This is a genomic window from Blastococcus sp. TF02A-30 (genome assembly GCF_003319185.1).
Classification (GTDB): domain Bacteria; phylum Actinomycetota; class Actinomycetes; order Mycobacteriales; family Geodermatophilaceae; genus Blastococcus.
Window position 1 is genome coordinate 75,697 of record NZ_QOHJ01000005.1, and the last position, 11,004, is coordinate 86,700.

13 protein-coding genes are annotated in these 11,004 nt (G+C 76.4%); 3 read left to right on the forward strand and 10 right to left on the reverse strand.

The window, feature by feature from the left end; translation table 11 throughout:
* Positions 1–14 precede the first annotated feature (14 nt).
* The 5 genes from DQ241_RS12215 to DQ241_RS12235 are packed head-to-tail and all read right to left on the reverse strand — an operon-like array spanning position 15 to position 5,553.
* Complete coding sequence (locus tag DQ241_RS12215; protein ID WP_113830493.1) at positions 15–695, reverse strand: hypothetical protein; 681 nt, start codon at positions 693–695, stop codon at positions 15–17.
* Positions 692–1,177 (reverse strand): pantetheine-phosphate adenylyltransferase, encoded by a 486-nt coding sequence (coaD, locus tag DQ241_RS12220; protein ID WP_113830494.1) that lies wholly within the window; start codon positions 1,175–1,177, stop codon positions 692–694. The genes DQ241_RS12215 and coaD overlap by 4 nt, the downstream gene beginning before the upstream one ends.
* The gene (rsmD, locus tag DQ241_RS12225) at positions 1,174–1,728 is read right to left on the reverse strand and encodes a 16S rRNA (guanine(966)-N(2))-methyltransferase RsmD (protein ID WP_113830495.1); all 555 of its coding nucleotides are present in this window, start codon (positions 1,726–1,728) and stop codon (positions 1,174–1,176) included. The genes coaD and rsmD overlap by 4 nt, the downstream gene beginning before the upstream one ends.
* The gene (recG, locus tag DQ241_RS12230; RefSeq protein WP_233492392.1) at positions 1,725–3,908 is read right to left on the reverse strand and encodes an ATP-dependent DNA helicase RecG; all 2,184 of its coding nucleotides are present in this window, start codon (positions 3,906–3,908) and stop codon (positions 1,725–1,727) included. The genes rsmD and recG overlap by 4 nt, the downstream gene beginning before the upstream one ends.
* Before the next feature lie 22 nt (positions 3,909–3,930).
* Entirely contained in the window at positions 3,931–5,553 is a 1,623-nt protein-coding gene (locus DQ241_RS12235) for a DAK2 domain-containing protein (protein WP_113830497.1), read from the reverse strand.
* Positions 5,554–5,693: 140 nt separating this feature from the next.
* On the opposite strand from DQ241_RS12235, the gene rpmB reads away from it, so the two are divergent.
* A complete protein-coding gene (gene rpmB, locus DQ241_RS12240; protein ID WP_029339036.1) occupies positions 5,694–5,885 on the forward strand; it encodes a 50S ribosomal protein L28 in 192 nt (63 codons plus the stop codon).
* Positions 5,886–6,054: 169 nt separating this feature from the next.
* Here rpmB and DQ241_RS12245 read toward each other — a convergent pair whose 3' ends face one another.
* The 3 genes from DQ241_RS12245 to DQ241_RS12255 are packed head-to-tail and all read right to left on the reverse strand — an operon-like array spanning position 6,055 to position 8,205.
* The gene (locus tag DQ241_RS12245; protein WP_233492393.1) at positions 6,055–6,681 is read right to left on the reverse strand and encodes an AAA family ATPase; all 627 of its coding nucleotides are present in this window, start codon (positions 6,679–6,681) and stop codon (positions 6,055–6,057) included.
* On the reverse strand, positions 6,669–7,181 hold the full coding sequence (locus DQ241_RS12250; protein WP_113830498.1) for a GNAT family N-acetyltransferase: 513 nt from the start codon (positions 7,179–7,181) through the stop codon (positions 6,669–6,671). The genes DQ241_RS12245 and DQ241_RS12250 overlap by 13 nt, the downstream gene beginning before the upstream one ends.
* Entirely contained in the window at positions 7,168–8,205 is a 1,038-nt protein-coding gene (locus tag DQ241_RS12255) for a thiamine-phosphate kinase (RefSeq protein WP_113830499.1), read from the reverse strand. The genes DQ241_RS12250 and DQ241_RS12255 overlap by 14 nt, the downstream gene beginning before the upstream one ends.
* A 92-nt stretch (positions 8,206–8,297) precedes the next feature.
* On the opposite strand from DQ241_RS12255, the gene DQ241_RS12260 reads away from it, so the two are divergent.
* Positions 8,298–8,531, forward strand: coding sequence for an Lrp/AsnC ligand binding domain-containing protein (locus DQ241_RS12260; RefSeq protein WP_113830500.1), 234 nt, complete (start codon positions 8,298–8,300; stop codon positions 8,529–8,531).
* A gap of 94 nt (positions 8,532–8,625) precedes the next feature.
* Entirely contained in the window at positions 8,626–9,156 is a 531-nt protein-coding gene (locus DQ241_RS12265; protein WP_233492394.1) for a DUF3515 domain-containing protein, read from the forward strand.
* 4 nt (positions 9,157–9,160) lie between these two features.
* Here the strand turns inward: DQ241_RS12265 and DQ241_RS12270 are convergent, their stop codons facing one another.
* Complete coding sequence (locus DQ241_RS12270) at positions 9,161–9,823, reverse strand: hypothetical protein (RefSeq protein WP_233492395.1); 663 nt, start codon at positions 9,821–9,823, stop codon at positions 9,161–9,163.
* Positions 9,820–10,965, reverse strand: a complete 1,146-nt coding sequence (locus tag DQ241_RS12275) for a D-alanine--D-alanine ligase family protein (protein WP_113830502.1) — start codon at positions 10,963–10,965, stop codon at positions 9,820–9,822. Before DQ241_RS12275 ends, DQ241_RS12270 begins: the two co-directional genes overlap by 4 nt.
* Positions 10,966–11,004: the final 39 nt, after the last annotated feature.

Below are 11,004 nucleotides of genomic sequence, written 5' to 3' on the forward strand. Positions count from 1 at the left end.
GCAGGGTGGTCCTTCTAGGGTTCGCGCAGCGTGGTGCGGGCCTTCTCCACCGAGCGCAGCATCCGCTCCAGCGTGGTGCCGAAGTCGGCCAGCCGGGTGTCCACGTACTCGTCGACCTCGGCCCGCACCCGGGCGGCGTCGGCGTGCGCCTGGGCACCCAGCTCGTCGGCGCGGGTGACCGCCCCGCGGTAGACCTCGGTCTCGGTGATCAGCCGCTCGTGCTCCTCCTGGGCGGCGCCCAGCATGACCTCGCGGTGCACCCGCGCCTCGGCGAGCAGCCGCTCGGCCTCGGCCTCGGCGTCGACCAGCAGCTGCTCGGCGTCGGCCTGGGCCTGCTCGAGCAGCTCGTCGCGCTGCCGGCGCGCGACGCCCAGCAGCTCGTCGCGCTGCCGGCGGCTCTGCGCCAGCAGCGCCTCGCTCTCCTCGCGGGTGACCGTGGTCAACCGCTCGGCCTCGGCCTGCGCCTGCTGGAGGATCTCGGTGCGCTGCTCGACGATGGCCCCGGCGGCCTGCACGTCCTCGGGCAGCGACTCCCGGAGGTCGTCGAGCAGGTCGAGGACGTGGTCGCGCGGCACCATGCAGGAGCCGGACATCGGCACGCTGCGCGCGTTCTCGATGACGGTGGTGAGCTCGTCGACGGTCTCGTAGAGCCGGTAGACGACCTCGGTGGTGTGCGTGCGCCCGGGCCGGGTCACGACCGCTGCTCCCGGGCGCGCTCGCGCAGCCGGTCGTCCACGGCCTTCGGCACGAGCCGGGAGACGTCGCCGCCGAACATCGCGATCTGCTTGACCAGGCTCGAGGAGAGGTGGCCCACCTGCGGTGCGGTGGGCACGAACAGCGTCTCGATCGCCGCGAGCTCGCGGTTCATCTGCGCCATCTGCAGCTCGTACTCGAAGTCGCTGACCGCGCGCAGCCCCTTGACGATCACCGGGATGTCGTGCGCCCGGCAGTAGTCGACGAGCAGGCCCTGGAAGCTGTCCACCCGCACGGTGGGCAGGTCGGCGACCGCCTCGCGGAGCAGCTCGATGCGCTCCTCGACCGGGAAGAGACCGGCCTTGCCGGGGTTCACCAGCACGGCGACGACGAGTTCGTCGTACAGCCCGGCGGCGCGGTTGATGACGTCGACGTGGCCGTTGGTGACCGGGTCGAACGAACCGGGGCAGACGGCGCGTCTCACGACAGCCGACCGTACCGGAGCACGGCCTCCCCGTAGCGGCGGTCACGCAGCCCGGCGAGGGGTGTCGGCCACTCCCACGGCTGCTCGCGGCTGGACCGCTCCACGACGACGACCGCCTCCGGGGCCAGCCATCCACCCGCCACCAGGCCGGTGAGCACGCCGAGGACCTCGGCGACCGGGGTGTCGTACGGCGGGTCCGCGAGGACGACGTCGAAGGGCTCCGGCGCCCGGCCGGCGACCACCGCGGGCACCGAGCCGGGGACGACGCGCGCGCCGGGCAGCCCGACGGCGGCGACGTTGGCCCGCAGCACCGGCAGCACCTTCGGCGAGGACTCGACGAGCACGACCGACCGGGCGCCGCGGCTGAGCGCCTCGAGGCCGAGGGCGCCGGAGCCCGCGTAGAGGTCGAGGACGGCGGCGCCGTCGAGGTCGACCAGCGACCCGAGCGAGTTGAACAGCGCACCGCGGGCCTTGTCGCCGGTCGGCCGCACCCCGGTGGCCGGCACCTGCAGCCGCCGCCCCCCGGCGAGCCCGGCGATCAGACGAGTCACGCCTTCTCCAGGTACTCGGCGCGCTCGTCGGTGGCCAGCGCGGCCACCTCCGCCGCCAGCCCGGGGTGGTCGGCCAGCCCGCGCTCGGTGGCCAGCAGCGCCGTCGCCACGGCCCGGGCCTCGGCGATGAGCTCCTCGTCCTCCAGCAGCGACAGCAGCCGGATGCCGGAGCGCCGGCCGGACTGCGCCGCGCCCAGCACGTCGCCCTCCCGCCGGGTCTCCAGGTCCAGCCGGGCCAGCTCGAAGCCGTCCGAGGTCGCCGCCACCGACGCCAGCCGGAGCCCGGTCGGCGAGGAGGTCGGCGCCTCGCTGACGAGCAGGCAGAGCCCGGCGTGCTTGCCCCGGGCCACCCGGCCGCGCAGCTGGTGCAGCTGGCTGACGCCGAACCGGTCGGCGTCCATCACGACCATGACGGTGGCGTTGGGGACGTCGACACCCACCTCGACCACCGTGGTGGCCACCAGCACCTGCGTCTCCCCCGTGGCGAAGGCCCGCATCGCAGCGTCCTTCTCCTCCGGCGTCATCCGGCCGTGCAGCACGTCGAGCCGCAGCCCCGCCAGCGGGCCGGCGCGCAGCAGCTCCGCGACGTCGAGCACGGCCAGCGGCGGCCTGCGGTCGCTGCCCGGGTTCTCCTCCGGGGCGCCGTCGGCGTCCTCGGGCTGGTCGTCGGGACCGCTGACGTCACCGATCCGCGGGCAGACGACGTAGGCCTGCCGGCCGGCCGCGACCTCCTCGCGCAGCCGCGCCCACGCCCGGTCGAGCCAGGCCGGCTTCTCCGCGGCCGGGACGACGGAGCTGGAGACGCCCCCGCGGCCGCTGGGCAGCTGCCGGAGCGTGGAGGTCTCCAGGTCGCCGTAGACGGTCATCGCGACCGTGCGCGGGATGGGGGTGGCGGTCATGACGAGGACGTGCGGCGGGCGGGTGCCCTTGGCGCGCAGGGCGTCGCGCTGCTCCACGCCGAAGCGGTGCTGCTCGTCGACGACGACCAGGCCCAGGTCGGCGAACTCGACCGCCTCCTGCAGCAGCGCGTGGGTGCCGACGACGATCCCCGCGCGCCCCTCGGCCACCTCGGCCAGCGCCTGGCGCCGGGCGGCGGCCTTGAGGGAGCCGGTGAGCAGCACGACGCGGGTGCCCTCGGGGTCGCCGTCCAGCTCGCCGGCCCGCCCCAGCGGCCCGAGCAGCTCGCGGATGCCGCGGGCGTGCTGCGCGGCCAGCACCTCGGTGGGCGCCAGCAGGGCCGCCTGGCCCCCCGCGTCGACGACCTGGGCCATGGCCCGCAGCGCGACGACGGTCTTGCCGGAGCCGACCTCACCCTGGAGCAGCCGGTGCATCGGCTGGTCGCGGTCCAGCTCGCCGGCCAGCTCCTCCCCCACCTCCCGCTGCCCCTCGGTGAGCGCGAACGGCAGCGCGGCGTCGACGGCGTCGAGCAGCCCACCGGGACGCCGGGGGCGGGCCACGCCGGGCTCGAGCGCCGCGGCGCGCCGGCGCGCGGCCAGGGTCAGCTGGAGGGTGAGCGCCTCGTCCCACTTGAGCCGGCGCTCGGCGCGCTCGATGTCCTCCGACGTCGTGGGGCGGTGGATGTCGAGCAGCGCGGCGGCCAGCGGCAGCAGGCCGTGCCGGGCGCGGATCTCCTCCGGCAGCGGGTCGACCACGAGGTCACCGAGCCCGCCGCCGGCGCCCAGGAGCAGCTTGACCGACTTCTGGATGACCCAGCTGGAGACGTCCTTGCTCGCCGGGTAGATGGGCACGAGCGCGCGGGCCCAGTCGTCGTCGTCGCCGTCCCCGCGCAGCAGGTGCATGTCGGGGTGGGTCAGCTGCAGCCGGTCGCGGTACTGCCCGACGGTGCCCGCGAACAGCCCCCACTCACCGGGGCCGAGGTGGGCGTGCCGGTGGTTGAAGAAGACCAGCTTGAGCGTGCTGCCGCCGTCGGAGACGGTCACCTCGGTGAGCGATCCGCGGCGCTGGCGCATCCGGCGGGTCTCGACGCTCTTCACCTGGGCCAGGACCGTGACCCGGTCGCCGACCTGCAGGTCGTCCAGGCGGGCCATCTCGCCGCGGCGGGCGTAGCGCCGCGGGTAGTGGCGCAGCAGGTCGCGGACGGTGTGCAGGTCCAGCTGCTCGGCCATGCTGCCGGCGGTCTTCGGCCCGAGCACCCGCGCCAGCGGCGTCTGCAGCGTCACGGCCACCTCGGGCGCCTCCCCCTCACTCGACCCCCACCTGGAGCGGCGCCGTTCCCGGGCCGCCGGCGTACCTCAGCACCTCGATGGTGGGGTGCACCGCTGACAAGTGGGCGCAGACGGCGTCGCCGAGCGCCTCGTCCGCACCGACCAGCAGCGTGGCCATCTCACCGCCCGCCGACAGCAGCCGGTCCAGCAGCTCGCACGCCACGGCGGCGTGGTCGGCGCCGATGACGACGACGTCACCCTCGGCCAGCCCCAGGACGTCGCCGGGCTGGCAGCGCCCGGCGCTGGTCAGCGCCTCCTGCTCGGCGACGGTGACCTCGGCCCACCGCGTGGCGGCGGCCGCCTCGGCCATGGCGATGACGTCGTCGCCGAAGCGCCGCTCGGGGTCGCCGACCGCGATCGCGGCCAGGCCCTGGACCGGCGACCGGGTCGGCACGACCCCGACGTCCCGGCCGAGCTCGCGGGCCCGGGCGGCGGCGCGACCGGCCGCCGGCGCGAGGGCGGGGTCGTTCGGCAGCACGACGACCTCCTCGGCCGCCGAGGCGACGATCTCGTCGAGGACGTCGTCCTCCGTGACGCCGTCGGCTCCGCAGACGACGACGCGCACCCCCTCGCCGGCGAACAGCTCCGCCAGGCCCTCGCCGGGCACGACGGCGACCACGGCGCGCAGCCCGGCGACGGGGGCCGGCGGGGGCACCGGCGCCAGCGGCGTGACCGAGATCCGGTACGGGCGCCCGGCCTCGATGCCGGCCTCGATCGCGGCCCCGACGTCGGAGACGTGCACGTGCACGTTCCACTCACGCCCCGTCGGGGTGTCGACGCCGACGACGACCAGGCTGTCGCCCAGCCCGGCCAACCGCTCCTGCAGGCGGGCGACGGCGGCCTCGTCGGCGTCGGCGAGCAGGTACTGCACCTCGCTGCCCGGACCGGGCGGCGGCTGGTGCGGGGCGTCCACGTCGTCGTGCCGGTGCGTGTGCCGGTGGCCGGCCGGGGTGCGACGGGCCAGCGGCGGCCGGGCCGGCTCCACACCGGTCACCGTGGTGACGAGCGCGTCCAGGACGGCGCACAGCCCCGCCCCGCCGGCGTCGACCACCCCGGCCTCGCGCAGGGCCGCCAGCTGGTCCGGTGTGCTCTCCAGCGCCGACCGTGCGCCGTCGGCCGCGGCGGTGACGACGTCGGCCAGCTCCGTGCGGCCCCCGGCCACGCAGCCGACCGCGGTCTCCGCCGCACCGCGCGCGACGGTGAGGAAGGTGCCCTCCTCGGGGTCGGCGACCGCGCCGTAGGCGGTGTCGGCCGCCTTCTGCAGCGCGGCGGCGAACGCGGGCCCGTCCGCGGGGGACTGGCCGGCGAGCTGGTCGGCCATGCCGCGCATCAGCTGGGCCAGGATGGTGCCGGAGTTGCCCCGCGCACCGAGCACCGCCCCCCGGGCGAGCACCGACCACACCGGCTCGGTGGTGCGGCCGGACTCCTGCTCGACGGCGGCCAGCGCGGCCTGCGCGGTGAGCAGCAGGTTGGTGCCCGTGTCGCCGTCGGGCACCGGGAAGACGTTGAGGTCGTCGAGCCGGGCGCGGGCCTCGGACAGCGCTGCGACGGCCGTCCGGCACCACTCGCCGACCGCGGTCTCGTCCAGCGCCAGCAGCACGGGCGGAGGGTACCCGTGGGGCTCCCCGGGAGGCCCTGGCGACGTCCGGGCCGGGGAGCGGTTAGACTGCTGGACGGTCTTGATGCGGGTGCCGTCCTGCCCCGCCGTCTGTGAACGATTCTTTCTGGGAGTGATCCACCGTGGCTGCCGTGTGCGACGTCTGTGGCAAGGGCCCCGGTTTCGGTATGTCGGTGTCGCACTCGCACCGCCGCACGCCGCGCCGTTGGAACCCGAACATCCAGTCCGTGCGGGCGCTGATCGCCCCCGGCAACCGCCGCCGGATCAACGCGTGCACCTCGTGCATCCGCGCCGGCAAGGTCGTGCGCGCGTAGCCCACGCCGCGCTCGACAGCTGAACACCGTCGAGGAGCCCCGGAGGTCGACGACCTCCGGGGCTCTTCGTCGTACGCCCGGCGCCGTCCTGGCTCACCTCCGCGGGTCCTGGCTCACGGTCGACGCTGAGCCAGGACCCGTGTTGATCAGGTCTCCTGATCAACACGGGTCAGCCGCCGATGCCCCGTGCGCGCGCCGCCGTCACGACCACGTCGACGACGCAGTCAATGGGCAGCGCGGTGGAGTCCACGACCAGGTGGTAGTGCCGCGGCGAGGAGACCTCGCAGCGGTAGAAGTGCCGCACGTAGGCCTCCCGCGCCCGGTCGTTGGCCTCCATCTCGCGGCGCACCTCCTCGGCCGGCCGGTCGGACCGCCCGAGCGCGGCCGCGAGCCGCCGGTCCCGGGGACCGCTCAGCCGCACGTGCAGGACGTCGGGCCGCTCGCCGAGCACGATGGCCGCCGCCCGGCCCAGCACCACCCCGCCGGCGCCGTCGGCGATCTCGGCCAGCACCCGCTCGGTCTGCTCCCGGTAGGCGCGCGCGTCCGGCAGGGACGACGTCGGCAGCACCCCGCCCACCGGGTCGGGCATCGTGCCGAGGTTGGCCACCAGCCGCCAGAGCCCGCGGACGACGGTCTCGTCGTTGGCCTCGGCCTCCGCCACGGGCACGCCCAGCCGGCCCGCGACCTGGGCGGGGATGGCGCGGTCGTGGAAGGGCAGCCCGAGCCGCTCGGCCACGGCCGGTGCGATCTCGGCCCCGGCCGCCCCGTAGGACGCGGAGAAGGTCACGACGCCCACGACCGCACCTCCCCCAGCTCCTTGCCGAGGAACACCGCGTCCGGCGCGCACGCGTAGACCCCGTAGCCGGGCACCGGGGAGTACCCGAGCCGGGCGTAGAGGGCCACGGCCTCGGGCTGCTCCTGGCCGGTGTTGAGCACGACCGACCGGTGGCCGGCCGCGGCGGCGCTGGCCTCCAGGGCGGCCATCACGACCTGGGCCACGCCCAGCCGCCGGAAGGCCGGCTCGACGTACACCCGCTTGATCTCCGCCGCGCCGTCCGGGAACGCCCGCCAGGCACCGCAGCCGGCGGGCTCGCCGTCCACCTCGGCGACGAGGAACAGCCCGGCCGGGGGCAGGAACTCGGCCGGGTCGACGACAGCGGCGTCCCGCCCGCCGTAGCGCTCGACGTACTCCTGCTGGACCCGCTCGACGAGCTCCTGGGCCAGCGGGTCGTCGTAGGGCACCGCCCGCAGCCGGACGGCGCGGCCGTCGCGCAGCACCCCGTCAGAAGTGGACATGACCGGTGCCCTCCGCCCCGGCGGCGCGCGCCGCCTCCTCCGCCGGTTCGCCGTCGACCAGCACGCGGGCATCCTGCCCCGCCGCGCGGGCCGAACCGATCACCGCCCAGCCCTCGGGCAGGTCGGCGCCGGGCGGGAAGGTGGCCAGCAGCGCGTGGTCCTCCCCGCCGGTCAGCACCCAGGCCATCGGGTCCACGCCGAGCGCCGAGCCGACCTGCTGCAGCGGTCCGGTCGGCTCGAGCGTGGCGCGCACCAGGGCCGCGCGGTCGATGTCGAGGACGACGCCGCTGGCGGCGGCGAGGTGCCCGGCGTCGGCGAGCAGCCCGTCGCTGACGTCGCACATGGCGGTGGCGCCGGCGTCGGCGGCCGCGGGCCCGGCGGCGTACGGGGGGGTCGGCCGGCGGTGCGCGGCGACCACCGCGACCGGGCTGGCGAACCCGCGGCGCAGCACCGCCAGGCCGCACGCCGACCAGCCGAGCCGGCCGGCGACGGCCAGCACGTCACCGGGGCGCACGCCGGACCGCAGCACCGGTGCCCGGCCGCCGAGGTCGCCCAGCGCCGTGACGGAGAGCACGACCCCGTCGCTGCCGGGGGACGCGGCGACCGTGTCACCGCCGACGACCGCCGCACCGAGCGGGGCGCACTCCTCGGCCAGCCCGGCGGCGATCCCCTCGAGCCACGTGGTGGGGGTGTCGGGCGGGCAGGCCAGGCCGACCAGCAGCGCGGTCGCGGTGCCGCCCATCGCCGCGACGTCGGCCAGGTTGGCAGCGGCGGCCTTGCGGCCGATGTCCTCGGCGGACGACCAGTCGCGGCGGAAGTGCCGGCCCTCGACGAGGACGTCGGTGGTCGCCACGACCCGCCCGTCGGGCGCGCGCAGCACGGCGGCGTCGTCGCCGGGACCCACGTCGGTGACCCGGGCGGTGCCCGCCTGGGCGAGCACGCGGGCGATGACGCCGAACTCGCCCACGACCCGCACGCTGTCGCCGGGGTCGTCCCGCGGGACCAGCGGCCGGGGGCGAGTCACGAGTCCCTCCCCGGTCCTGCGGTAGGTTCGCTCCCGGTCCGCCACACGGCGGGGTCGACGAATCGGCGACGGCGCCGGAGGAAGGATCTCCCGTGGTCCACGCCTACATCCTGATCCAGACCGAGGTCGGCAAGGCCGCCCAGGTCGCCACGACCATCGCCGAGATCAGCGGGGTCACCAGGGCCGAGGACGTCACCGGCCCCTACGACGTCATCGTGCGCGCCGAGGCGGAGACCGTCGACGAGCTCGGCCGCCTGGTCGTGGCGCGGGTCCAGTCGGTCGACGGCATCACCCGCACGCTGACCTGCCCGGTCGTCAACATCTGACCCGGGCGGGCTGGAGAGCACGCTGACCGAGGAACCCCCCGCGCCGTCCCGGCCCGAGGACCCGCTGCGCCGCATCGCGCTGATCGCCACGGCGGTGATCGTGCCGGTGCTGGTCGTCGTCCTGGTGCTGGTCAACGTCCTCGGGGACGACGACGCGGCCGGCCGCTCCGGGCACAGCGGGCCGGCGCAGCTGGACGGCAGCACCGCGCCGCAGCGCGAGGACCTGCCGCCGCTGCCGGTCGAGGTGCCGCCGGTGACGCCGGAGGCCGACGCCGCCTGCCCGGCGCTCATGTCCGCCCTCCCGCTGGAGCTGGCCGGCGAGCGGTCCCGCCCGGTGCAGTCGGACTCCCCGTTCGCGTACGCGTGGGGGGACCCGGCGGTGGTGCTCGTCTGCGGCGTGGACCGTCCCGAGGGGTGGGTCGTGGGCGCCTCCGCCATCCAGATCAACGGGGTCAGCTGGTACGTCGACACCGCGGACCCCGGGACCACGGTGTGGACCGCGGTCGACCGGCCGGTGTACGTGGAGATGCGGCTGCCCGCGAGCGTGGACAGCGCCCCGGTCACGGCGCTGACGACGGAGATCGCCGCCGCGCTGGAACGCCGGGAGCCCGACCCGGCCGGGTAGCGGCTCACCCGGGGAGCCGGTCCAGCTGCGCGGCGGCGACCGCGCGGACCTCGGCCAGCGCCTCGTCCAGCGTGCCGGCCATCGCGGTCACCGACACGCTGAACACCTCGCGGGCGCACCACGCGAAGGCGGCGGGCGTGCTCAGCTCCTCCACCGGCTCCGCCACGACCAGCTGCCGGCACCCCTCGGGCAGGTCGGGCGGGTTCTCGCTCAGCACGCCCCGGTAGCGCTCGGCGTCGTTGGACGCCAGGTCCGCGGCGTAGGCGGTCGCGCCATCGGGGGCCTCGAACTGGTCGACGAAGACGCCGGTGACCGGCCCCTGCCCCGACCCGGAGCCCCAGAACCGCTCCCAGCCGAAGCGGTAGCCGTAGTCCTCGAGCACCGCCCGCTCCCGGGCCGGGTCCTCGGCGTACGTGGCGACGTCCTCCAGCCGCTTGGCACCCGCGGGCGGGTGGAGCGCGGCGTCGGGGAGCCGGGGGAGGTCCGAGGGCACGACGGTGACGAGGACCGCCTCCAGCTCCTCGGGCGAGCCGGGCAGGCCGTCGGCCGCCTGCGCGGCCCCCGGCCCGTCCGCGCGCGGCTCGGCGCCGCAGCCGGCCAGGAGGCCCAGCAGCGGCAGCACGGCGAGCAGGGGCGCACCCGGACGGCGACGCCGCCCGCGGGTCACCGCGCCGCCCGGCCGTCCCGCGCCGCGCCGGCCAGCGCGTCCTGCACCAGCCGGTCCACCAGCTCCGCGAAGTCGACCCCGGTGGCCGCCCACATGCGGGCGAACATCGAGATGGGCGTGAAGCCGGGCATGGTGTTGACCTCGTTGATCACCAGCCGGTCGGCGCCGTCGGGACCGGTGCCGAGGAAGAAGTCGACGCGGGCCAGGCCCGTGCAGTCCAGCGCGAGGTAGGCCCGGCGGGCGGTGGCCTGCACCGCCGCCGTCTGCTCCGGGGTCAGGGCCGCCGGGATGTCGAACTCCGCGGCGTCCTCGAGGTACTTGGCCGAGAAGTCGTACCAGTCGACACCAGGTCGCAGCCGGATCTCCGCCGGCAGGCTCGCCTCGGGCAGCCCGGTGCCGCGGGCGGCCAGGACCCCGCACTCGACCTCGCGGCCGGGGACGGCGGCCTCGACGACGACCTTCCGGTCGATCGCGGCGGCCTCGGCCACGGCCGCGGGGAACTGCGCCCAGTCGGTGACCCGGGTGATGCCGATGCTGGAGCCCGCGCGGGCCGGCTTGACGAACACCGGCAGGCCCAGCCGCTCGCGCGCGGCCTCGTCGAGCACCGCGGGGTCGGGGCACACGGCGCCGTCCGCGTCCCGGAGCACCACGTGGTCGCCCTGCGGCAGCCCGGCCGAGGCCAGGAGCTTCTTGGTGAACTCCTTGTCCATGGAGGCGGCGCTGGCGAAGACCCCGGAGCCCACGTAGGGCAGCCCGCTCATCTCCAGCAGCCCCTGCACGGTGCCGTCCTCGCCGTAGGCGCCGTGCAGCACGGGGAAGACGACGTCGACCTCGGTGAGCACCTGCGCCATGCCGGCGCCGGGCTCCAGCACCGCGAGCCCGCGGCCCTCCGGGTCGCCGACGAGGGAGACCGCGGTGCCCCCGGTGACCTCCGGCAGGACGCCGTCGGTGATCGCCAGCGGCTGGCCCGGATCGGGCAGCACCCACCGCCCGTCACGGGCGATGCCCACCGGCACCACCTCGTAGCGCCCGGGGTCCAGCGCGGCCATCACGCTGCCCGCCGAGACGCAGGAGATGGCGTGCTCGGCGCTGCGGCCACCGAACACGACCGCGACGCGCACCTTGCCTGCCTGCCCGCTCATCGGGTCGACCCTAGCCGCCGCCCCGGCACCATCCGCGCC

Bases quoted from the DNA above. Each gene is read 5' to 3' on its own strand.
- DQ241_RS12275 (WP_113830502.1), bottom strand. From the start codon at position 10,965: ATGAGCGGGCAGGCAGGCAAGGTGCGCGTCGCGGTCGTGTTCGGTGGC.
- DQ241_RS12250 (WP_113830498.1), bottom strand. From the start codon at position 7,181: ATGTCCACTTCTGACGGGGTGCTGCGCGACGGCCGCGCCGTCCGGCTG.